Origin of the sequence: Chitinophaga agrisoli, from assembly GCF_008386695.1 — a bacterium.
In the GTDB taxonomy this organism is placed as follows: Bacteria; Bacteroidota; Bacteroidia; order Chitinophagales; family Chitinophagaceae; genus Chitinophaga; species Chitinophaga agrisoli.
Genome location: NZ_VUOC01000004.1, coordinates 3,186,191 through 3,208,927, shown reverse-complemented (window position 1 = coordinate 3,208,927; position 22,737 = coordinate 3,186,191). Strand labels below are relative to the sequence as shown.

General features: G+C 51.7%; 17 protein-coding genes. 5 read left to right on the top strand and 12 right to left on the bottom strand.

All coding sequences use genetic code 11. The features are described from left to right. The first annotated feature begins 15 nt into the window (after nucleotides 1-15). On the top strand, nucleotides 16-1,542 hold the full coding sequence (locus tag F0L74_RS31740) for a DUF5689 domain-containing protein (protein WP_188316250.1): 1,527 nt from the start codon (nucleotides 16-18) through the stop codon (nucleotides 1,540-1,542). An 80-nt stretch (nucleotides 1,543-1,622) separates the two neighbouring features. Here F0L74_RS31740 and F0L74_RS31735 read toward each other — a convergent pair whose 3' ends face one another. From F0L74_RS31735 to F0L74_RS31705, 7 genes are all read right to left on the bottom strand, one after another. Then, nucleotides 1,623-2,177 (bottom strand): carboxymuconolactone decarboxylase family protein, encoded by a 555-nt coding sequence (locus F0L74_RS31735; protein WP_149841894.1) that lies wholly within the window; start codon nucleotides 2,175-2,177, stop codon nucleotides 1,623-1,625. A 172-nt stretch (nucleotides 2,178-2,349) separates the two neighbouring features. Further along, entirely contained in the window at nucleotides 2,350-2,661 is a 312-nt protein-coding gene (locus F0L74_RS31730; protein WP_149841893.1) for a hypothetical protein, read from the bottom strand. Between the two features lie 9 nt (nucleotides 2,662-2,670). Next, nucleotides 2,671-5,040 carry a glycosyl hydrolase family 28-related protein gene (locus tag F0L74_RS31725; protein ID WP_213087113.1) on the bottom strand — a complete coding sequence of 790 codons (2,370 nt, stop codon included), beginning with the start codon at nucleotides 5,038-5,040 and terminating at the stop codon, nucleotides 2,671-2,673. Between the two features lie 145 nt (nucleotides 5,041-5,185). Further along, nucleotides 5,186-6,844: an FAD-binding dehydrogenase gene (locus tag F0L74_RS31720; protein ID WP_149841892.1), complete on the bottom strand. Its 1,659-nt coding sequence runs from the start codon at nucleotides 6,842-6,844 to the stop codon at nucleotides 5,186-5,188. A 38-nt stretch (nucleotides 6,845-6,882) separates the two neighbouring features. Continuing rightward, entirely contained in the window at nucleotides 6,883-7,401 is a 519-nt protein-coding gene (locus F0L74_RS31715; protein WP_149841891.1) for an OsmC family protein, read from the bottom strand. Nucleotides 7,402-7,524: 123 nt separating this feature from the next. Further along, a complete protein-coding gene (locus tag F0L74_RS31710) occupies nucleotides 7,525-8,016 on the bottom strand; it encodes an SRPBCC family protein (protein ID WP_149841890.1) in 492 nt (163 codons plus the stop codon). A gap of 36 nt (nucleotides 8,017-8,052) precedes the next feature. Further along, nucleotides 8,053-8,490, bottom strand: a complete 438-nt coding sequence (locus F0L74_RS31705) for an SRPBCC family protein (RefSeq protein WP_149841889.1) — start codon at nucleotides 8,488-8,490, stop codon at nucleotides 8,053-8,055. 175 nt (nucleotides 8,491-8,665) lie between these two features. Here F0L74_RS31705 and F0L74_RS31700 point away from each other — a divergent pair, with 175 nt between their 5' ends. Next, entirely contained in the window at nucleotides 8,666-9,490 is an 825-nt protein-coding gene (locus tag F0L74_RS31700; RefSeq protein WP_149841888.1) for an SDR family oxidoreductase, read from the top strand. Nucleotides 9,491-9,549: 59 nt separating this feature from the next. Next, entirely contained in the window at nucleotides 9,550-10,476 is a 927-nt protein-coding gene (locus F0L74_RS31695) for a helix-turn-helix domain-containing protein (RefSeq protein WP_149841887.1), read from the top strand. A 3-nt stretch (nucleotides 10,477-10,479) separates the two neighbouring features. On the opposite strand, the gene F0L74_RS31690 is transcribed toward F0L74_RS31695, so the two are convergent. From F0L74_RS31690 to F0L74_RS31675, 4 genes are all read right to left on the bottom strand, one after another. Further along, nucleotides 10,480-12,219, bottom strand: a complete 1,740-nt coding sequence (locus F0L74_RS31690) for an amidohydrolase family protein (RefSeq protein WP_188316249.1) — start codon at nucleotides 12,217-12,219, stop codon at nucleotides 10,480-10,482. A 531-nt stretch (nucleotides 12,220-12,750) separates the two neighbouring features. Next, the gene (locus F0L74_RS31685; RefSeq protein WP_149841885.1) at nucleotides 12,751-13,824 is read right to left on the bottom strand and encodes a PorP/SprF family type IX secretion system membrane protein; all 1,074 of its coding nucleotides are present in this window, start codon (nucleotides 13,822-13,824) and stop codon (nucleotides 12,751-12,753) included. An 11-nt stretch (nucleotides 13,825-13,835) separates the two neighbouring features. Further along, nucleotides 13,836-18,713 (bottom strand): Ig-like domain-containing protein, encoded by a 4,878-nt coding sequence (locus F0L74_RS31680; protein ID WP_149841884.1) that lies wholly within the window; start codon nucleotides 18,711-18,713, stop codon nucleotides 13,836-13,838. 89 nt (nucleotides 18,714-18,802) lie between these two features. Beyond that, complete coding sequence (locus tag F0L74_RS31675) at nucleotides 18,803-19,600, bottom strand: class I SAM-dependent methyltransferase (protein WP_149841883.1); 798 nt, start codon at nucleotides 19,598-19,600, stop codon at nucleotides 18,803-18,805. 347 nt (nucleotides 19,601-19,947) lie between these two features. On the opposite strand from F0L74_RS31675, the gene F0L74_RS31670 reads away from it, so the two are divergent. After that, entirely contained in the window at nucleotides 19,948-20,172 is a 225-nt protein-coding gene (locus F0L74_RS31670) for a hypothetical protein (protein WP_149841882.1), read from the top strand. An 89-nt stretch (nucleotides 20,173-20,261) separates the two neighbouring features. On the opposite strand, the gene F0L74_RS31665 is transcribed toward F0L74_RS31670, so the two are convergent. Next, entirely contained in the window at nucleotides 20,262-21,938 is a 1,677-nt protein-coding gene (locus F0L74_RS31665; RefSeq protein ID WP_213087112.1) for a chloride channel protein, read from the bottom strand. Nucleotides 21,939-22,038: 100 nt separating this feature from the next. On the opposite strand from F0L74_RS31665, the gene F0L74_RS31660 reads away from it, so the two are divergent. Then, complete coding sequence (locus F0L74_RS31660) at nucleotides 22,039-22,716, top strand: Crp/Fnr family transcriptional regulator (RefSeq protein ID WP_149841880.1); 678 nt, start codon at nucleotides 22,039-22,041, stop codon at nucleotides 22,714-22,716. Nucleotides 22,717-22,737: the final 21 nt, after the last annotated feature.

The window sequence follows — 22,737 nt, the reverse complement described above, 5'->3', positions numbered from 1 at the left end:
TAAACCAGCATAACAATGAAACAGATAAGCATATATTCCTTCCTGTTATTGTCATTAGCCTGCTTATGGGGCTGTAAAAAGGATACCTATCCCGGGGCGGAGCTCGGCCCCTATATATCCATGTTTGATGTCCGCCATCTCTACCGGGGCTCGGAGGTGACCCTTAACACGGATAATATGGGCGGCGCAACTAAGATCACCGGAGTGGTAGTATCAGACCACACTGGCGGCAACCTGCCGCAAGGCCTGCTGGTGCTGCAGGATAACCGCCGCCTCTCACAACTGCGTGGTATTTCCCTGCCCGTTGGCGACCTGGCCAAAACATTTGTGCCTGGTGATTCCATCATCGTGCATGTTGAAGGCCACGTGCTCAAAAAAGTGAACGGTATCCTGGAGATCACGGGCATTACCGCAAATGATATTGCCAAAGTAAGCTCCGGTATTAAGATTCCGGTAAACCGTGTTCCCATCAACAAAATACTGGCAGCGCCAGATGATTATGAAAGTACCCTTTCCGTAATCGTTAAAGGCGGCTTCGATCCGTTGCCCGCCCCCAAGGAAAGGTTATCCGGCAATAAAGTGCTGAACGATGGCTTTGGCAATATCACCCTGCGTACCGCGGATACTGCTACGTTTGCAGGCGATCTGGCGCCTGTTAGCGCCAATTTTTACGGCATCATGTTCAATGCCAATGGTTCGGATGGTAAGCCGGTGCCGGAGTTCCGCATGCGTACCCATGATGATGTGCAGGTGCTTAGCTCCGAGATAGAGATTGCCCCCGTCGTGATTGCCGGTTTTATGAGTGATCTGCAGGGTGGGGATGGTAACTACGAATACGTACAGCTCCTGGCTACAAAGGATATCGACTTTTCCGTAACGCCTTTTGCCGTGGTGGTTACCAACAATGCCAACGCTTCCAAACCCGGCGGTTTCCCTGCTAAGGGCTGGGCTACGGGTACACAGCGTACCTTTAAGTTTAACCTCTTTTCCGGTAAGGCGGCTAAGGGCACATACTTCTACGTAGGAGGCGCCAATAAAAAGATCAATGGCCCTAACTCCACCAGTATAGCCCAGGCCAACTGGATCAGGACCTTCGACTATACCAAACAGGATGGCGATGGTTTTGGGGCGATGACGGGCGGCCTCTTCGCCAACAGTGGCAACGCCTCCGGTGTAGCCGTGTTTGCAGACTCCGTAGTAACGGTGGATTCCCGTCCCGTAGATGTGATCTTCGTAGCCACCGGCGGCAGCCTTTTTACAGCTGGCCCACCGGCGCAAGGGTACCGCATCACCAATACAGACTGGTATGATGTAAAAAATCCCCTCACCCTCGAAGATCAGCCCTTTTACCGCGCCGGTTCCAACACCCTCAGCCTGGTATACAACACGGCAGATCTGGGTTACTATAACTTGTTGGGTGGCGAGTACAGCCCCACGCTGGGCAAATGGATGAAAGCCCGCACACAGGGCGCCCCCATACTCAGCAAAAGCTCTGCCCTGGCAGATATTGAAGGAGAAAGCGCAACAAAGCTCAGACAGTAGTATAACATAACAACAATAAAGCACTAAAAGGGGTATCTGTATAAGATACCCCTTGCTGTTTCTGTATTGGCGGAAGGAGATTACTTTCCTTTTTTGCTGATATCACACAGCATATCAGAATGTATATTCAACCCTATATTGGTGATATTGTACAGGTGCTCGCTGGCTACAATGTATACGATCTCGCATATCTCCCGCTCTGTAAAGTGTTGCGCCATACGCGCAAAAGCGGCCGTGTCCGCCTTTTTATGGGTGGTCAGTTCCGTTACATAATCCAGCATCGCCCTTTCCGCCTCATTAAACAGCGGACTGGTGCTGTATTTGTCCAGCGCGTCAAATTTGGCCACATTCATAGAGGCCTGTATGGCAGCCGCCCGGCCAATATCCATACAGAACAGGCAAATATTGATACGGGCTACCTGCTCACGTATCAGCATCACCATTTCTTTGGATAGCTGCAGCTTTTTATCCAATTGGGAAACCTTGCCATAAAACATCCCAAAGGCGGTAGGAAGGCGGGCAGAGTGCACTTTTAAAGGCATCAGCACCTTGCCAAATTGTTTACGGGTAAAATAGTAAACGAGTTTCATGATAAGGCCCTTAGGCTGCTCAATAGGTGCAAGTAACGTATCCATTTTGTTGTGTTTTTTTAGTGGTGAATGATGGTCAGTACACCCTTATAGGTACCGGGTAAATCACAATTGGACAGAAAACCGTAAATTTTTTTCACCCCCCTGAAAACAAAAGGGCGCCAGCTTATAAAAAGCGGCGCCCCAAACAACTATGCTGCTAAATGGACGCTAAAACTTATAGGAGAAACTGGCCGTATAATTCCGCTGCTTCTGCAGGTTCACAGACCAGTTTTTGCGGTCCCTGGCCGCCCGGCGCCCTGCCTTTTTCTGCATAAAAATTATCGGCGCCTTTCAGGTTCCTGGTTTCGTTATAGCTATACCCGGCTATCAGGTTCAGCCCGCGGAAGGGATTGGCATTAAGGTCTATTTCAAGGCCCTTGCTGCCCACCCGGCCAATCTGTTGCGATTCCGTGGGGCTAACATCTACCACGCGGTCGGTTAGGCTGGTACACCAGGCACCTACCCGGGCGTTACGCGACATGTTCATGGGACTCAATTATTTACCCGCCGGCGTTTTACCATCTTCCATGCGCAGATAGCTGGCAGCCTTTAGACCAGGATTGGTATCCATCGGCTTTGCCACATCTGTATAATGGTTATCATGTACCAGCACGCTGGAGGTGCTGCTGCCGCCACCGCCAAGCATAATACCTTTGGGCGCGGTGGTAATGCTGTTATCTTCAATAATGGCGTCTGTTACAGAATTAGGCTCTGCTCCCGGCGAGGTGCGGATATACGAATAGTCATACAGCTGGTTATGCCGCACCAATGCGCCAATGTTCAAACCAGGCCCGCCGGTGCCAATAAGGTTAATGCACTGGTAGCCGGAGTGCTGGTCATTGATCCCGAACCAATGGCTGTAATTACCTTCCCGTAGCTCGCAGTCTACAATATCAATATACCAGTTGGGCTGCTTGCCGTGGTACAGTAAAGATCCCCGGCTGATGATACCATTGCTCCGCCGCATCTTTAACCCGGCTATTACGCAATTCTGTGCAGAGCCATACAGCTGGTACGCCCCGCCGTCCGTCACTTCGTTATTCACAAAATACAGGTGTTTACGGATAGTGGTGATGCTGATCACGGAGCTCGCATCAGGGTCCACAGCAAAGGGTTGATCCAGCTGTATATTATCCAGCGTATGGCTTACAATACGCCGGTATTGCCCTGCCCCCTTGCCTTGTATAATAAACACGCCGCCACCAGTCCATTTATTCGCAGTCCATTGATAAGTGCTGGCCCCGGCTGGCAATGTAAGCGTAACCCCATTCACGCTGCCCACAGGCCCTGCATACGCGCCGCCGCCACCATCCAGTGTCATCACTTCGCGGTCATTTGTATAATCAAAGGGAATGGTATTGCGCGCTTCATACAGGTCATGACTTTCATCAATGGTAGATGCATATCCGTAACCATCCGCCTGTTTATAACAATCCTCAAATATCAGCCCCTTGGGGTGTATCACCATATAAGACTGGTTGGTGCCGGTGCTGTTGCGTTGGAAACGGCAATGTTGTATAAACCCGCTCACACCGGAAAAGCCGTACATGCCGCTGGAGTTAAAATCGCAGTTCCGCACTTTGATATTGGGCCCGCGCAGGATAATGCCGGTCTTATTCCATTTGCTGTTAAACTCGGCCTCCGCGCTGTCCCGCTTGGCCTTCACCTGGTACATGGCGCGGCCCATTTGCGCTGTCTGCCGTACGATCAGGTTCTCCAGGGTTACATATCCCTGCTCAGGCGCCGGCCCTGTTTGCATAATAATGCCCCACGCCCGGGATGCCCATATATTCAGGTTGGTAATAGCAAAATGATGGGTGCCGCTGATAAGGCTGGCCGGCAGTTTACCATTGTCCCAATGTTCCGGGTTCCAGAACAGTTGGGTCTGCGCCTGTGAGGCGCCTTTCAGCTGGGTATTGGGCGCTAATACCAGGTCGCCGGTTAGCATATACCGCCCTCCGGGCACAAACACGGTGCCGCCGTTGGGCTGCGCTGCTGCCAGCGCTGCGCGGAAGGCCGCTGTTTCATCGGTCACGCCATCGCCCTTGGCGCCATAGTCTTTTACATTAAAGGTCTTTTTATCCCAGGCCGGCTGTGAGGGCGCTGCTATAGCCACCGCTAAAGGCTGGCTCCAGGCCGTTTTACCACCCAGGCCATTATGATAATACAGTTGATAGTTACCGGCAGGTATACCGGCGGGTATATTTACGCTCACGGAATAATCGTCAAACGCATGATCTACCCTGGCCCTCACGACCCGCTTTTTATCGGTGGATATCAGAACGGCCTGCCCGCTAACGCCTTTCCGCAACAGGTTCTTGCCCTGTATGCGCAGGTACCCGCCGGATACGGCCTGTTGCCCTTCCTCGCTGATCACCCAGTTCACCTGCGGTACATTTACATAAAACTCACTGGTTTGATTACTGCCATCCGTTAACCGTACACTGTAAACGCCCTCCTGCCAGCTGGCGGGCACCATAAATTTCAGTGATTGGGCATTTTGCTGCAGCCGGTCCACCGTGGCGGCGCTGGCGCCGGTTAGCGCTTTTACCCGCTTGTCCGTGCCGTCTTTGTCCGGCAGCGCATCTGCCTGTGGAAGCGGTACATAGCCTGGTGGCAGATTATCCACTTTTTCATCCGGCAGGCGGCTTACCTGCACCTGCGTGATCTTATCCAGGTATTCGCCCCGCACTAGCACGGCATCCCCCGGCCGTGTATTGGCCGTAGTGACCTGGAATAGCTGTGGCGTTCCCTGCTGCGTCCGCGGTAATGAGTGATTGGTTGGCTGTTGCGCCTGTGCAGTATATAAAAACAGCACAAAGGCCAGCATGGCTGCCGGCCGCATATATAAGCATGTCCGTGTCATAAGTCTTCCCCCTTTTAGTGGTTAAGATTGGCATATAGGGGTTGATAGGTCCCGGAATGGGATCATGGATGATACACCGCAATAATCGGCGCAGGTTTCTGACTTAAACTAGTAGAATTGCAGCCTCCGGTAGGCGGATAGCTTATTATTTTAAACTATGCGCAATATGCCGGCCCGCTACCCGCCCGGAAAACAGGCAGCCGCCTAAAAAACTGCCCTCCAGCGCCCGGTAGCCATGCATGCCTCCGCCGCCAAAACCTGCCGCCTCGCCGGCGGCATACAGCCCACTGATGGGTTGCCCCTGGACATGTAATACCTGCCCATCGAGGTTGGTCTCCAATCCGCCCAGTGTTTTGCGGGTAAGTATATGTAACCGTACCGCTATCAATGGCCCGGCAGTAGGGTCTAACAGGGGGTGTAATGGCGCTGTGCGGATCAGTTTATCCCCCAGGTACTGCCGCGCATTCCGGATAGCGGCTATCTGGGCGTCCTTACAGAATTTATTCTCCAGCTCCCGGTCCCTGGCCAGGATTTCTTTTTCTATATCTTCAAAGCGCAGCAGCGGCGTTGGCGTTAGCTGGTTCATACCATCCACCAGAGCCCGCAGATTGTCGGCTACAATAAAGTCTTCGCCATTTTCTTTGAATGCTTCCACCGGCTCTGTAGCCCGCTTGCCAAATACGCGTTTTACTACCTGTTTCCATTCTTTATTGGTCAGGTCAGGGTTCTGCTCAGAACCAGACAAGGCAAATTCTTTCTTGATGATCTTTTGATTCAGGATAAACCAGGAGTAGTCATACCCGGTATGCATAATATGCTGCAAAGTGCCCAGCGTATCAAAACCAGGGTACAGGGGTACGGGCAACCGCTGCCCTTTGGCGTCAAACCACATGGAGGAGGGGCCGGGTAATATCCGGATGCCATGGTCCTGCCAGATGGGCGCCCAATTCTTAATGCCTTCCGTATAATGCCACATCCGGTCCGGGTTAATGAGATGCGCGCCCGCCTGTTGCGCGATCATCAGCATACGCCCATCTACATGCTGCGGCACGCCGGATAACATATGTTCCGGCGCTCTGCCTAAACGTGCCGGCCAGTTCTGCCGCACCAGGTCGTGATTGGCGCCTATGCCGCCAGAGGTGATGATCACCGTCTGCGCTTCAAAATAAAAATCGCCTATCACCGTATCCTCGCTTTTTTCTCCGCGTGCTGCCTGTGTAGGCGTCAGTACCGTACCACGTACGCCTTTTACTACATTATTTTCAACAACCAGCTCATTCACGCGGTGCCGGAACTTGCATTGCAGCAGCCCCTTTTTGGAGGCCTCCTTCGCATACTGCACAAAAGGGCCTACAACGCCCGGTCCGGTGCCCCAGGTAACATGGAATCTGGGTACGGAGTTGCCATGTCCCGTAGCATTATAACCGCCCCGCTCTGCCCAGCCTACAATAGGGAAAAAGCGCAGGCCATGCTGCCGCAGCCAGCTGTATTTTTCCGTAGCGGCAAAATGTACATAGGCCTCCGCCCATTTCCGCGGCCAGTAGTCTTCCGCACGGTCAAAACCAGCCGTGCCCATCCAGTCCTGCAGGGCCAGGTCCAGGCTATCCTTTATGCCCATGCGTCTTTGCAGGGGCGTATCTACCATAAATAATCCGCCAAACGACCAGAATGCCTGGCCGCCTAAATGCTGGTCTCCTTCCTGGTCTAAAAGGATCACCTTAATGCCTTTTGAGGTAAGCTCGTGGGTGGCCACCAGTCCGGCAAGACCGGCGCCTATGATCAATACGTCAGCGTCGAGTTTCATGAAGAGGGTTAGTTTTTATGCTACAGCAGCATTTTAATTTACGCATTTCCTGCTTCCCGCTGCAGGCTATTTTCAATGGCTACGCCGGAACGTAGCGTTTGATACACCACACAATACCGCTCCGTTAATTGTAACAGCTTATCCAACTGCTCATCAGTAGCCGGGCTATCTATTACAAACTGCAGCCGTATAGCGCTGAATCCTACCGGCGTTTCTTTGGATACGCCCAACGTACCCCTGAAATCTATATCCCCCTCCGCCTTAATAACGGCAGCTGTCAGTTCAATACCCATAGCAGTGGCTACTGCGTTAAGGGTAACGCCTGCACAGGCAGCCAGCGCTTGTAACAGCATATCACCGGAGCAGGCCTGCGTTCCATTACCACCGGTAGCGGGGTGCAAGCCGGCTTCTACTACCATATGCCCGGTATCTACCTGGCAGGAAATGTTGGGGCCTGTTTTGCCCTGCGCATGTAAGGTGATGAAAGCGGCGGCGGGGTCTTGCCGGTACTTTTCTTTCAATGGGGCCTGCAGGCCCTTTAACGTGGCGGCATCCATAAGCTGGAGTTTTAACGAAGATAAAGCTTAAAACAGAACGGCCCACCGTTACACGCGGTGGGCCGTTCTGTTTTAAATTGTTCGCCCTAAGGCGTTACATGCAATCTATAAGATGATGCACTTTCAATCTGCATGGGAATAGATGAATACATTCAACCATCCCAATACCCGCTCCCATCCGTCCGCATGTTCATAAGCGGCGTCATTAAACCCGGCAAAGCCTTCGTGTCGTACCGTTAACCGGGTGCCTGCTTCAATAGGCTGTAGCAAAAAACTAATGGTGGTAACATGCCTGCCCAGCGTTGGATGATCCCATTCGTACTTACGGGTATGACTAAGCTTATAGGGTGCATCCACCACCAGGAACGTTCCGCTGGCAGGAAAAACGTCTCCGTTTGCAGCGCGTACTGCTACCGTATAATCACCGCCCGGCACAGTGTGCGCCTCCCATTGCCGCATGCGGTAGGTATCATCAGATCCCCACCATTGCTCAATATCATGCGCGTCCGTCAAAAGTTTGAAGATACGTTCCGGCGGGGCGGCAAGGTCTGCCATCGCCAGGATGGCGCCGGTTTCCGTATCGGCAACAGCCCGTGGTTGCTTAAGCGTGCTCATAAACATGGTTCTTTTTAAATGGCTGAAAGGAGAGGGTTACTGCGGGTTGCCTTTGTTTTCCATCAACAGGTTATGCAGGCTGCCTTGTATATGCCCATTCCAGCCTTTATTGCAGACTTCAAAACATTCAGACTCCGGCGTGAGGCCCACATGTGTCATATGGATCTGTACAGCCCCATCCTGCTCCTTAAATTCCCATACTACTTCCGTACCCTGCCATTCTGTTTTGTTGTCAATAAAAGGCAGGTAATTATCCACCACCTTCCATACGATCTGTTGGTTGGGGAGCATTTCCGTGATCTCAAACGTGACAAACGTAGTGCCAAAGCGCACGGTAAAACGGTCGCCTTTGCTTTGCGAGCTGCCTTCAAAATGTTTAGCCCACCATTCCGGCACCCGCCTGCGAATACTGTCAAATGCTGTGGGGAGCGGTACCTGTACCGTCGTTGTCCCCTGGTAGTTATGCTGTTTCATACAGTAAAGTTACCCCCTTATAAAACCCCTGATGACCGGTGGATTAGACTTTGTTAGGGGACGATTTAGACAGTGCCTCCACCCACCCGATTTGGTTACAACATATACCAATCCGGTTACTATATCCCGGTATCAACATCCCACCTTTGTAGTAAGAAAAAAAAGTAATACAAACATGAAAACGATCTTCATCACCGGCGCATCTGCCGGCTTAGGCAAAGCCACCGCAAAACTATTTCAGTCCAAAGGCTGGAGGGTAATAGCCACTATGCGCACACCGGAAAAGGAAACAGAACTGGATCTTCTGCCCAATATCATCCTCCTGCCGCTTGATGTTACCAACGAAGCACAGGTAAACGCTACCGTTGCAAAAGCCCTGCAATCAGGAGATATCGATGTGGTTTTTAATAACGCCGGCTATGGCCTCATTGGTCCCCTGGAAGGTTATACAGAGCAGCAGATCATCAACCAGTTCGATACCAACTTCTTTGGCGTGCTCCGGGTAACCAGGGCTTTTATTCCCTATTTTAAAGAAAAACGCCAGGGGCTGTTTATTACTACTTCCTCTATTTGCGGCCTCGCGTCTACCCCCATGTCATCCGTATACTGCGCCAGCAAATGGGCAATAGAAGGCTGGAGCGAAGGCATGTCCTATGACCTGGCCCATTTTAATATCGGCATCAAAACAGTAGCGCCAGGCGGTATCAAAAGTAATTACACGAATGTGATGGATATAGTGGCAGATACCGCTTATGATGCCCTCAACACCCGCATGATGGAAGGTTTTACAGACGGTAGCCTTATGAAGTTTACAGAACCGGAGCTCATTGCGGAAGTGGTATACGAAGCGGCTACAGATGGTAAAGACCAGCTGCGTTACCTGGCCGGCAATGATGCCATCAGCACCTATGCCAAAAAGCAGGAACAAGGCCATGATGCGTACCGCAGAGGTATTGCCGCCTATCTTCACCTTACAAGCCCCTTTGAACGGGTAGGATAAGAATAACTAACTTAGCATGAAGGTCCGTAAAACGATCTTCATGCTATTACCTGAACAGTATGGAAAAAGAACCAGAACAAACGCCTTACATCTTTCAATCCATTTCGGAGCTGAATGCCGCATTGGGTTTACCCAAACCCCGCCACCCATTAATTGACCTGGTGAATTATAAAGATATCACCGCAGATACCACCGCACTTTCAAAAGCCCTGGTGCTCAATTTCTATAAGGTCTCCTTCAAACGCAACCTGAAGGGGAAAGTAAAATACGGACAAGGATATTACGATTTCGATGAAGGCGGCCTCTCTTTTGTCTCCCCTAATCAGCTCATCTCCGCAGGTGCGGAAGACCAGGACTACGAAGGCTTTACCTTGCTTTTTCACCCGGATTTTATCCGGAACTATCCCCTGGGCAGCAGCATAAAGAGATACGGTTTCTTCTCCTACGCTGTTGCAGAAGCCCTCTATCTCTCAGAGAAAGAAAAAGGTATCATTATCTCTGTATTCGAAAATATACAACAGGAACTGTCCACCTCTATCGATCACTTCAGCCAGGATGTACTGGTATCCCAGGTAGAGCTGCTGCTCAACTACAGCAACCGTTTCTATAACCGCCAGTTCATAACCCGTAAGGCCGTGCACAGTGATCTGTTGCTGGAGATGGAAAAGATCATGGCAGCGTATTTCGATAATGGCGAAGCCCTGATGAAAGGCCCGCCCACCGTGCCGCAGATCGCAGAAAGGCTCAGTGTTTCTCCCCGTTACCTCAGCGATATGCTGCGGCAGCTCACGGGCCGTAATACCCAGCAGCATATCCAGGATATGATAATAGAAAAAGCAAAGGAGATCCTCAGCACCACCAACCTGTCTATTGCAGAAATTGCCTACGGCCTGGGTTTCGAACATCCCCAGTCCTTTAACAGGATCTTCAAACGCAAAACACAGGTGTCACCGGTCACGTTCAGGCAGTCCTTCAAAAACCCATAACGCCTACTTTATAATAAAATATACTTTGTTGATGCGCTGCCCCTCTACCACATAAATAGCCACAGCGTTCCTGCCGGTTTTATCCGCAGCGGTGGTCAGTACCTCATGATCAATGATCACATTGTTCCGTACAATACGGTTGCTTACCGTCACATGCAGGCCTGGCGCCTTCTCCAGGAACCCATACATCTTCCGCATGGTCTCCTTCCCTTTGGCGATCTGCTGATCCGGGAAATTATATAGCGTAGCATCATCCGCGTAGAAGGAGAGAAAGGCATGGAGGTCATGCGCATTATAGGCGTTCACCTGCCGTTGTACAATATCCTCCGGGCTATCCTGCAGCAGGGTATCCGGCCGTAGCACCCTTCCATGGTTCACTACATAGGCGATCTGTTCCAGCTGCTGCAGATCATCCACCGGGTTACCGTTTAAGATCAGCAGGTCGGCGGTCTTGCCTGCTGTAATGCTGCCAAGATCTTTTTCCTTCCCGGCAGCTTTCGCCCCATTGATCGTGGATGCGGTCAACAGTTGCCAGTTATTCATCCCCGCATGTTGCATAGCCCGGAGCTCCTTAAAATAAGAAGAGGCATGCAGTGTGCCTATATTACCGGCATCGGTACCTGTAGCCACCGGTATACCTGCATCTACCAGCTTTTTAAGATTTATAGCGCTGATAGAGTCTGCACGGGCATTGCCTTGCGCGCGCTGCGCGGCCAGCCGCTTGTACTGTGCTGCAATCACGCTGTCAGGGAGATGCCCCAGTTCCTGCAAACTGCCCAGTTGTTCCGGATCGGCTTTAGTATAGTCTTCCGCGGTAGGCGCATACTGCTGGGAGAATGTTTTATAATAATTGTCTATCACGGTAAGGGTAGGGCATAACACCGCCTGCCGCTGCTTTAACAGTTGTATAAAGCTATCGTCTATCACCGCGTCATCTACGCTGTGCACCAGGTAATGAGCGCCGGCCTCCACCGCCAGCCGGGCGGGCAGCAGTTCCGTGGCATGTACCGCCACCGGGTAATGATGCGCCTGCGCATCCGTGGTCACTGCTTTCACCATCGGCTCCCTTTCCCGTGCGCTGCCCGTTGCATCCGCCGCCTCCGTGATATACCAGATCTTGATCATATCCGGGTGATGGCTATACTGTTGCTGTGTGGCCTTCAAGGCCTCATCAGGTGTGTGCACCGGCAGAAAAGGCGCATCGCCCGTGGGCAGCAGGTCAAAGGTCTTGGGTGAGTAGGCCGTGGATACCAGCGGCCCTGCCATCAGGATCCGGGGACTATACCACTGTCCGGCCAGGCTGTCCCGTAATTGCAGCAGGTTATAGGTGGCGCCCATATCCAGCACCGTAGTAATGCCGCAGGAAACATACCGGCGTAGCTGCGCCTCCATATGGGCCTTATACCATTCAATCTCCTTTTCATAAGGATGAAATTTACGCAGGTCTAAGGCATCCGGCCTTGTATACAGTCCCCCGGTCTGGAAAAAATGCACATGCGCATCCACCAGACCAGGCATCACCCATTTGCCGGTGGCATCAATCACCGTAGCGCCTGCCATAGGTGTGATCTTTTTGGAAGGGCCTGTCTGTTGAATGAGTTTGTCCTGTATCACTACCGTTTGGTCAGCCAGGATCTTGTGCGTCAGCACATCCACAACATTGGCATGGATAATATAGGTTTGCGCATTGGCTTGTTGGGTTAAATAAAGCAATGCAGCTACCATCATGGGTAACTTCTTCATAGAGCAGCATGGTTTAAATAATGGCATCAGGTACCAGGTACAGAAAATATTGACAAATTAATATCTTTTGCAAAAATATCAGGCATGGTCATTCCACCGTCAGCAGGAAAATAATATAATTTGTGGAGATGGCCGGCCTTGTTCGACCAAATAACTGATTTACTCGATCATTTAAACGCACCCTTGTCATAAAGCAAGGCCGGAATGCATAAACATCCCGGCCTTTATATAGTTCCCGTTTATCTGTGATAGCCGTGATGATGATAGCGGTAATGAGGATGAGGATGATAATAACCCGGTCTGTCCCTGTATACCATACAACTGCTTAAACCGGATACAACAACTAGCAGCACAATAAGATACTTTAACTTTTTCATGATTGTAAGATTTGAAGAAACGTGGGTGAATGAATAAAAGCTAAGCGTCTGCAGGCGGTTTTAACTTTTTTGTCTGGTATAGATAATGACAAAAGCATGCCAGACTGGGGCTGACAGTGTTATTTATTGTTAAGCTGTATTAAAGGGTGTTAAACTATCTCCTGAAGTTCGGGCACATCGTCTGCCGCTGCTCCCGGCTGCGGCTACTCAGAAAATCACGGTAAGATATCACTACTTCCAATCCGCCGCGGCGTTGCGAGGCTGCCGCCAGCTTATCGATATTTACATCGTAGCTTACGCCCACGGTAAATTTAGACAGCTGCAGCTGCACTACCGGTATGATCGCGTCATTCATGCGGTACAGCGCCCCAAAGGTGATAGTATGCTGTACATCTCCCTCCACAAACAGATCCGTATCATATAATATCCCCGCCTGTACGGTACTGCCTACCGGCGTAAGCTCCTTATCGTACTGCTGAAAATAATCCGCATAGAATACCAGCCGGTTCCTGTCGCTGGTAGGGGTAGATACGCCGGCATTAACGGCCAGTTTCCTGTTCAGATGAATACGGTGGTCAGCAAAGAAACCTACACTGGGGCTGGTAATATGGAACATACCCAGCCCAATAAAATAGCCCGTTTCCGCGGCATCGTCTATCTTATCCTGGATAACGCCGTTATAGCTGACGCCAACGGAATGGTCAATATAATTAACGCTGGTTTTGTCAAATACCTGGCGCGTAGCCGGCAGTATGCTAAAGCTGCCATTGCTACCCGCTACAAACTGATCGTTCATCACCAGCTTCGTAGGGTCAAACCGCTGTTGCCGCAACCCCGGCATATAAGCAAAGGACAGATAAGAATTATTCTCCCCGTTAAAGGATAAGCGGTAGTTGATCACCGGCAGTATCTGAGTGGTGCTGAACTCAGAGGTGCCGGCTACGTCCCGCATCAGCTGCAGCCCTATGGTAAAATAGTTCACATCATTAGTGGCCAGTTTAACCTCCGTGCTTAGACTAAAGGTGCGGTAGGGAATGGTAACGCTTTGCCACTGGTTACGGTAAGCAGCCGTGGCCCTTATGTCCCCCTCAAACATGCCGGCTAATGCCGGGTTACGTAATAAAGGCAGGTCATAGAACTGGGAAAAACCAACATCCTGCGAAAATCCTTTAATAGCAGCCAAACAACTACCAAGCAGCAAAAGGCATAGTTTACAATAACGTAGCATACACAAGTTGTTTAGAATAATGTAACATTACCTTTATAGGTATAGGGCACGCCGTTCTCACAGATCACTTCCACCGTGTATACATACACTCCTGTATCCGCCAGCTTCCCATTCACACGGCCATCCCATCCAAAATCAGGGCTATTCGGCGCAAAATTGCTCCGCTCAAATACGATCCTTCCCCAGCGGTTAAATATCCGGAAGGACTTTACGGAATTGATCCCGCTGGCCCTTACCATCAGTACCCTGTTTTCCGGCACATTGCCAGTGGGCGCAAAAGCATTGGGGATAAATACCTGCGAGCTTTCACAGAACACATTGATGCATACATCATCACTCCCCACGCAGCCATATACATTGGTGACGGTTACTTTATAGCACACATCATTTTTGACGGTAGCCACCGGCGATGAACAGGCCGCGTCATTACATACCAGGTCCTGCATCGGCGTCCACGTATAGCTTTGTACAGGCAGTATGCCGGGATCGGCGGCATTGGTGATCACCGGCGACAAGGGCAGCAGATGGCCTGTTGGCAGGTTCAGCGTATCCTGTGCAAATTGCACAATAGGATAACCACCCACCTGTATCAACGTATCAGCGGTTACGCTGCACCCCGTTGTGGGTGAGCTAACGGTAATGGAATACACGCCCGCGTCTTCGATCTTCACATTATTGATAGCGGCATTAGGCGCATTTACCGGGAACGCGGTATTGGGTCCTCTCCATTGATACGTCAGCGTAACATCATCTGGTATAGAGCTATACGCCTGCAGCACCAGGTCATCGCCCACGCACAAAGGCGTCCTGGTGGAGATCACCGGTTTGGTAGGCGCAGGGTTAATGGTCACCGCAAAGCTGGAGGGCGCGGAAATACAATTATTCTGGATAGCATACACCGCATAGGTGCCGCCGTCGCCCACTGTGGGGGAGGGGAAGGTAACCAGCGTATTACGCACCGTATCCGCCGCAGGGCCAAATGCAGGCCCTGCCCATACGTAGTCAATAGGCCCCGGCAGTGAGCTGGTAGATAGCGCCGTTAATTGAAGCGGTGTGCCGGCGCATAACGGGGGATTATACCCCGCTACCGGTTGGGTAGGCGGCGTGGGATCCCTTAACACAAATACATCCGGTATACTTTGAGAGTTACAGCTGCCGCTGGTTTCTACAGATATGCCGGAATAGGTGCCGGCTGTTAGCGGCAGGGTAATAGTGCCGCTTGCATCGGTCGTTACCGCCATGGTCAGCGGCGTCTGGAACCGGTTGTAATGTACCACCACAGGTAAGTTGGGCACTGCGCCGTTATTGATATCCAATACCTGCAGGATAATAGTGCCGGACGGTACCCCGCAGGCACTTGGGTGCGTAAAGCTGCTGCCAACGATCTTAAGGGTGGGGTGCACTATTGCTATTATCTCAGCCTTTGGGCTCTCGCAGCCCTCACCGGTAACCTGGCTTACATAAAAACGGAACTGGCCTGCGCTGGTGGTACTGATCACCGGGGCGGCATTTAAGGGCGTTCCGTTTTCATCAAACCAGCGGATCGTATTACCTGGCAGCGAAGTGACCTGTAATGGCGCCGGCGGTTCTCCCATACAACGGTTTACCGTGGTAGTTACCGGCGGCGGCACTACTGGTCTTATGGTTAATGTTAGATCATACGCCGTGCCGGGACAGGGGCTCGCAGTGGGGTTTACCGGCGTAACCCGGATTGTAAGTGATTGGTTGGCGGTGCCGGTATTGGTAAAGGATAGGCTGATAGCTGCACTAGGATCGGATACCGTGCCGCTGCTAACGCCACTTACCCCGCCGGGCAAAGCGCCCGCTACCGCCCAATTATAGGTGGTATTACCCACCGTGGAACTTGGCCTGAATACCGCAGTGCCACCGGAACAGATAGCCTGTGTGGTAACCGGGAAGCTCACTACCGGGCTTTCATCTATCTGTACGGCAGTACTGGTGGTAAAACCTGGGCACGGTGGGGAAGCTGCGATCGTATAGGTCACCGTATAAACGCCGGGTGTACTTAATGAGGGTGTTACCTCACCAGTAACGGCATTAATTGATAATCCAGCGCCCGCGCTAAAGCTCCCGCCAGTAGTACCAGTTACTACCACCGGTTGCGGATTGGCAGTGCTGCCGCAAAAAGGCGTGCCGCCATAGCTGATGGTAGCCGCAGGAGCGCTGTTAACCACAACCGTCGTGGTGGTCTGATAATCCGCACAGCCGCCCGCGCCGGCCACCGTATAAGTCACGGTATAAGAGCCGGCGGTCGCGCCGGAAGGATTGATCTCCCCTGTAGTGGTATTGATGGGTAAACCAGCGGCCGGCGTAATGGAATAAGTACCCCCTGTATTGCCCGTCAGCGTAACGGGCACAGGCAAATTGGGCTGTGCCGGCGTATGAACAATATTACAGAGGTTGGCCGGTTGGTAACGGATGGTAGCCACTGGCGCTTTGGTTACCGTAACGCTGGTGGTTGTGGTAAAACCCGGACAGGGCGCCGCGGCGGCAATGCTGTAGGTCACTACATAGGTACCAGGCGCGCTGATCGCGGGCGTAATGGCCCCGCTGGCCGCGTCTATCGTTAAGCCGGCCGTGGAGCTGAATACGCCCCCCGCAGACCCGTTGAGGTTAACCGGTGTAATACCGTCAGATGTACACAACGCCGGGTAGGCAATAGTGGCGGCCGGTGTGCCATTGACCGTTACGGTGGCCGTAGCCACTATATCCGGACACGGGGGAGTACCGGCAATGGTATAAGTGATGGTATATACACCCGCACTCGCATAAGCCGGACTGATCTCTCCGGTGCTGGCATTGATGCTTAATCCTGCCGGAGATACCGTATAGGCGCCCCCGCCTGCGCCCGTTCGGGTTACCTGCACGGGCGCCGCGCCGGCCGTATTACACAGTGTGGCCGGCGTATAGGCAATGGTGGCCGTACCACGGGCAATAACCGTTACCGTGATCTGCGCCCGCGGGCCTTCGCCGCATCCCGTCGTCTGGCTCACATACCAGCTGGTGCTGCCCGGAATAGCCGTTGGCGGCGTAGGCGCTAAAGGCGAACCGGTACCGCCGGTAGGGACCGTATACCATAACAGGTTAATACCACCGGCCGTTAAAGGAAGGGCCGGCTGGTTTTGACAATAGACAACCGGGCTGGTAACCACCGGCGCCATTGCCAGTGGACTAACGCTCACTACCAGCGCCGCCCTGGGCCCTTCGCAATTATTGGCGGTCTGGCTTACATACCAGGTGGTGCTGCCAACAGTGGCGGTAGCCGGTACTGGCGCTGTTGGAGAACCAGTGCCGCCGCTCGCAGTGGTATACCACAACAGGCCCGTACCAGTTGCAGTAAGCGGCCCTGCCGTTTGACCCTGGCACAGTTGCACCGGTGATGTCAACGGTGCATCAGGTAAGGCATTCACTGTTACCGTAATAGCCACCCGTGGGCCCTCGCAATTACCTGCCACCGTTTGGCCCACATAATAAGTGGTAACGCCGGGAATAGCCGTGGATGGCGTGGGCGCTGTGGGAGTACCAACGCCACCCGTTGCAGTAGTATACCATAACAATCCCGTGCCGGTAGCCGTTAGCGGCGCCGCCGTTGCACCCTGGCAGTACGTAATACTGGGCGCGCTCACCACCGGTGGCGGCGATGGAGGGCTTACCGTGATCTGCTTTGTCTTGGTGTCTCCTCCGCAGCCTGAATTAGAGGCCGTTAGCGTGATCGTATAGGTGCCGGCGGTGGCATAGGTATGACAGGGCGGATCTTCCTCATCAGAAGTACTGCCATCCCCAAAATCCCAGTGAAAAGTAGTAGTGCGGGTGCAGCCGTTCCCACTGTAACCCTCCGTGGTCTGGTTCTCTATGCAGACAGGCGTATTTACGCAGGGATTGACAGGTGGCAGGCCAAAATCAGCCAGGGGCTTTTGCCGTACAATGATCTGATCAAGTGTATAGGTAGTAGTATAACAACCGTTACTGGCCATTAGTGTGGCCTTAAAATCCGGGGTAGGACAGGAGGAGCTAAGGTATTGGTGGCTAAGTAGGAATGTGGTATTAGTGGGGTTTAACGGATGGTCCAGCGTTACATGTGGGCTCCCGTCGCCGAAATCCACCTCATACGTAGTACCTGGGGTGTTATTAAACCAGTTGCCAATTTGGAACTCAACAGATGCCGGCGCACACAAACCGGTGGTGGAAGAGGTGGTGGAAAAGCTGGCCAGCGGGTTAAGCCCGTTATAGAACCGGTACACCGTATTTTGCACGCACCCGTTTGGAGCAGTGATGGTAACCGTTATCGGAAAAAAACCTTGTGAGGCATAAGTATGGGAAGTCACTCCGGTCGCATCCGTAGGCCAATCCACTTGCGTAAACGGTGTCGAATTATCGCCCCAGTTGATCTGGTAAGTATAACCGGTGCCGCTAACATTGGTAGAGCTGTTACGTACCTTCAATTCATAGGTCATACTGCCGTTACAGTTGGAAAAAGGGCCATCCGCCGCGTCAACATGTGTTAAGCCGGGTATGGGTACTGGCAGCACCGTTAAAGGGGTAGTGCTGGTAGCGCTACCAGTGGGCGTAGTCACTGTAATAACACCGCTGGGGGCCTGTATCGGAACGGTTGCCCTGATCCTGGCCGCATTATCTACTGTAAAAGCAGCATCTATACCGCCTATCTGCACCTTGGTAGCGCCAATAAAATTAGTCCCCGCAATGGTAAGTAATTGTCCCGGACAAATGCTGACAGGTGAGAAAGAAGTGATAGTTGGCGCCTGCGCCCGGGCAGAAAGGCTCCCCAATAGCCAAACGATTACATTAAGGTAAGTAGTTAAGTATAGCTTGCTAAGCCGCAAGTGGTAGCCTGGGGAGAATAAGTGCATATGATTGCTATAGCCGTTAGGGGTTATTATATAACAGCTATAGCAACCATATTGTTCAAAACGGCCGCGGGGAGCCGCTTTTTGCGGAGTTAGCGCCTGGCAGTCAGCGCCAGCAGGTAAAGCGTCATGGTTTCAGCCCCGGTATCTATCCAGCTGCGGTACTCCGCAATAGCCTTTAGCCGCAGGTCTTCCGTAATATATCCATCCTTCACCAGTTGCTGTCCCCTGGTCTCCGCTACCTTTGCCCATATATCCAGGTCCTCCCGGAAGCCTGGTTCGCCTTTTACCGCCTTTTCTGACAAGTCCTCCATACGTACTACCGTAAGCCCCTGTTGAGTAAGCAGGCCGGCCAGGTGATCCGCTATTTGGTTATCCATACCCGCATCCGCCCGCCATTGCAGGAACGCCTGGTAGAACTGCTGCATGCTGGCAGGTATGGCCGGCGACCATTGTATCCGCTCATGATTGTAATCGAGTATGGTGATATGCCCGTCCTTTTCCAGCAATTGTACCATCCTGTTAATAAGCTGTGCCGGATTATCCACCCATTGCAGCACACGCGCCGTGGTGATCACATTGAATTGCTTTTGCGGCTGATAGGTGTTAATATCCGCTACTTCAAAATGCATATTATCTAAATGACTAAAGTTTTCCCTGGCCCGGTTGATGAGCTCCTGGCTGGTATCTATCCCCGTTACCTGCCCGCCTGCGCCTGTCAGTTCCGCTATGCCGGCAGTAATGGAACCGGCTCCACAGCCAACATCCAGTACAGTATCCCCGGGTTTAACAATGTTTAGTAGGTTGCGGTTGGCATTGTGTACGTTCCGTCTGTCAAGAACAGTGTGGGTCCCGCTGGGCATAGCGGCCCGCTGTGATGCATCGCTCATATGTATAGGATTTTAGGACTATTAATGTAAGGAAATATTAGCTGGCAATAACAAGTAATTAACGTTTGCGGTATAAAGCTCAAATCATCAATTTTTTCTGCCGGAAATAAATCCTTACCTAACGTCACTAACGTATATAGATGCTTGAATAGTTGGCCCGGCCATTTTATCACCCGTTGATCCATTAGTTTTTTTTAACCGTAAATATAAATTCCATGAAACCTAATCACGAGGTGATTAAAAAACTGCTGACAAAGCACATTGAAGTTTGCGACTGCATTGATCGTTTAGCCGGGGAAAGCATACACATTGGCGCGCTGGATTGCCTTGAGTTATTCGAGATGGCAATGGATCTCGTCGGGTTCCCGCCGGGTACCAGTCCATTCAAGTGTTGCACGCCCATGCCACAGGTAACACCGGAAACGCTCACTAAAGAGAACTTTTCCCGTGAGTACTGGAACATGCTGGCTTCGGATCTGAAGGAGGATAGCCTGGATGTGTTCATCGAGAGGTTGTACACGGACTGCGATGAGCTAAAGGCTGGTTATCCCCACCTGTTCGCAGAAAATTGATGCTGTCCGCATCAGGCATTTCATGAAACTAAAGAAGCCTTCAGGTCTTACGACTTGAAGGCTTCCTTACTTTTATAAGCTATTATCTTCTACCGTTTGGCATGCATCAGCCGCCTGGTACGTATAATAAACCGCTTGGTGCGCACCGGCGCTTCATATCTTTCTGCAATCGCCCTTTGATCGCTATAGTATTTGATCAGGCTGGTTGCATTCAACATCCCCTTTACATGGCCGGCGTCATCTGTTACCAGCAACTCACTCACGCCATACTCGCCCATTAGCTGCATACAGGCGCCCAGGTCGTCATTTTCCCTTACTGCATGAAGGGCGGTTGTTTGTTCAGCTACTGGCGTCATGATCTCCTTAGCTGTAGTATGCCGTAACAGGTCCGATTCATACGTATCAGGTGTACTAACACCACGCCGCCTGATCTTCTCGGTCATAATGCTGCCCTTCATCAGGAAGAACGAAACAAAATAAGCAGCAATACAGGCGCCTAATAAAGGCAACAAGCCATTCGGCTGACCAGTGGTCTCCAGCGCAAATACAATAGAGGTCAGCAATGCCCGGGATGCGCCGGCAAACATAGCCGCCATACCTACCAACGCGGCAGTGGCCAGCGTAATACCTGATCCGGGGAACACGTGCAATATCACCAATCCAATTAAAGCGCCCGCTGCGCCCCCAATTGTGAACAACGGCGCCAGGGTACCGCCGGATGTACCGCTTCCCAGCGATATCACCCACGAAATGTATTTCAACAGGCATAGGGACAATAGGGCTGCCAGTGGCAGATTACCTTCCAGTAGGTGTTGGATATTATCATAACCTACGCCCATGGTAAACGGTGCAAAATAACCTACTACGCCTACCGCAATAGCGCCAAGTGCAGGCCACCACATCCAGTGGATAGGCAGTTTCTCAAAAAGGTCCTCCACCGCATATACGGATTTGGAAACAAGTGCCGCAATTACGCCTATCAGTAAGCCCATGCCCACATACACCAGCAATGCGCTGTCTGATGGAGCGGGGATAGCTCCCATGGCAAATACGGGATCATGCCCAAATAACCAGATATGCATACCCGCGCCGGTAATACAGGCCAGCGCTACCGGGATGATAGAACGTGCAGAAAATTCAAAGAGGAGTAACTCAATAGCCAGTAGCACGGCCGCCAGCGGACTGCCAAAGATGGCGGCCATACCGGCACAGGCGCCGGCGCTCAGCATGATCTTCCGCTCCGTAGCGGTGATGTGCATGATCTGCCCCGTAAAGGAACCAAAGGCTCCACCCGTGGCAATGATCGGCCCTTCTGCCCCAAACGGGCCGCCTGTGCCTATGGAGATGGCGGCAGATAATGGCTTTAATAAGGTGATCAATGGTGGTATCTTACTATCGTCAAGGATGATCTTCTCCATCGCTTCCGGGATCCCGTGCCCCCGTACCGCCTTAGAGCCATACCTGGCAATTACCCCTACTATCAGGCTGCCGATAATAGGAATGGCAATTACCGTAAGCCCCAGATTATTATTGGCCGGGCTCATGGGCTCAAAGGTGAACTTACCATAAAAAGAAATATTGGTGATCAGGTCAATCAGGTACACTAACCCTTTGGCAATCAATCCGATAACCAAGGCGTTGAAGATGGCCTGGATACTTAAATAAAGGACCCGTTTATCTACGCCCCCCGGCGTTTGTACGCTCTTTTTCCCCATAATAGGGCTCATAGATGGCGCTAAAGGGATACTTTCGTCATGTTTTTTCATTATTTGCATCTCGTTTACACTGCAAAAGTATTGCTTTTGCAATATTATTTGGTGAATAATATTAATTTTGACCTGAAAAAATGCTGTAAAAGCAATAAAAATGGATTCTAAAGCAACTTGCGACCTTGCCAGCTGCCTCTTCTGTCAGGCCTGTATTCCCGAATGGAAGGAATTAACAGCCCTAAAAAAGCAAACGCTGCTGTTTAAGAAAGGGGAACAGATCTTTGCCGAAGGAGATCCGGTGCGGGGCATGTTTTTTACCTTGTCCGGAGCCGTAAAGGTGCATAAACAATGGGTAGATCAGAAAGAGCTCATCATCCGCTTCGCTACTGGAGGGGATGTGATTGGTATACGCGGTTTTGGGGATACCACGTTCCGTGTGTCCGCTACGGCTCTGGAGCCTACAAAAATATGCTGCATCCCCCATGATCACCTGCAAAACAGCCTGGCTACCAACCCTGCCCTAAGCTATCGCCTCATGCAGGTATACGCCGCTGAGCTGCAACGGGCGGAACAGCGTATGAGTGATCTTGCCCACCTGGATGTAAAAGGCCGTACAGCAGAATCCATATTAATGCTGAACAAAACATTCGGGAGGGATGAAGAAGGCTTTATCAGCCTCACCGTTTCCAGACAGGATATAGCCTCCTATGCCGGTACTATTTATGAAACCGTTTTTAAGATCTTCACGGAATGGATCAACGCTGCCATCATTGAGACCATTGGCAAGCGTATCCGGATCGTAAATGAGGATAAGCTAAGATCATTTATACAATAAACAGGTACTGTAGAGTTTTAC

Excerpts from the sequence above, each read along its gene's own strand:
- F0L74_RS31715 (WP_149841891.1), bottom strand. The coding sequence starts at position 7,401 with ATGGATGCCGCCACGTTAAAGGGCCTGCAGGCCCCATTGAAAGAAAAG.
- F0L74_RS31740 (WP_188316250.1), top strand. The coding sequence starts at position 16 with ATGAAACAGATAAGCATATATTCCTTCCTGTTATTGTCATTAGCCTGC.
- F0L74_RS31695 (WP_149841887.1), top strand. The coding sequence starts at position 9,550 with ATGGAAAAAGAACCAGAACAAACGCCTTACATCTTTCAATCCATTTCG.
- F0L74_RS31670 (WP_149841882.1), top strand. The coding sequence starts at position 19,948 with ATGGATCTCGTCGGGTTCCCGCCGGGTACCAGTCCATTCAAGTGTTGC.
- F0L74_RS31660 (WP_149841880.1), top strand. The coding sequence starts at position 22,039 with ATGGATTCTAAAGCAACTTGCGACCTTGCCAGCTGCCTCTTCTGTCAG.
- F0L74_RS31675 (WP_149841883.1), bottom strand. The coding sequence starts at position 19,600 with ATGAGCGATGCATCACAGCGGGCCGCTATGCCCAGCGGGACCCACACT.
- F0L74_RS31690 (WP_188316249.1), bottom strand. The coding sequence starts at position 12,219 with ATGAAGAAGTTACCCATGATGGTAGCTGCATTGCTTTATTTAACCCAA.
- F0L74_RS31680 (WP_149841884.1), bottom strand. The coding sequence starts at position 18,713 with ATGCACTTATTCTCCCCAGGCTACCACTTGCGGCTTAGCAAGCTATAC.
- F0L74_RS31730 (WP_149841893.1), bottom strand. The coding sequence starts at position 2,661 with ATGAACATGTCGCGTAACGCCCGGGTAGGTGCCTGGTGTACCAGCCTA.
- F0L74_RS31665 (WP_213087112.1), bottom strand. The coding sequence starts at position 21,938 with ATGAAAAAACATGACGAAAGTATCCCTTTAGCGCCATCTATGAGCCCT.
- F0L74_RS31720 (WP_149841892.1), bottom strand. The coding sequence starts at position 6,844 with ATGAAACTCGACGCTGACGTATTGATCATAGGCGCCGGTCTTGCCGGA.
- F0L74_RS31685 (WP_149841885.1), bottom strand. The coding sequence starts at position 13,824 with ATGCTACGTTATTGTAAACTATGCCTTTTGCTGCTTGGTAGTTGTTTG.
- F0L74_RS31700 (WP_149841888.1), top strand. The coding sequence starts at position 8,666 with ATGAAAACGATCTTCATCACCGGCGCATCTGCCGGCTTAGGCAAAGCC.
- F0L74_RS31735 (WP_149841894.1), bottom strand. The coding sequence starts at position 2,177 with ATGGATACGTTACTTGCACCTATTGAGCAGCCTAAGGGCCTTATCATG.
- F0L74_RS31705 (WP_149841889.1), bottom strand. The coding sequence starts at position 8,490 with ATGAAACAGCATAACTACCAGGGGACAACGACGGTACAGGTACCGCTC.
- F0L74_RS31710 (WP_149841890.1), bottom strand. The coding sequence starts at position 8,016 with ATGAGCACGCTTAAGCAACCACGGGCTGTTGCCGATACGGAAACCGGC.
- F0L74_RS31725 (WP_213087113.1), bottom strand. The coding sequence starts at position 5,040 with ATGACACGGACATGCTTATATATGCGGCCGGCAGCCATGCTGGCCTTT.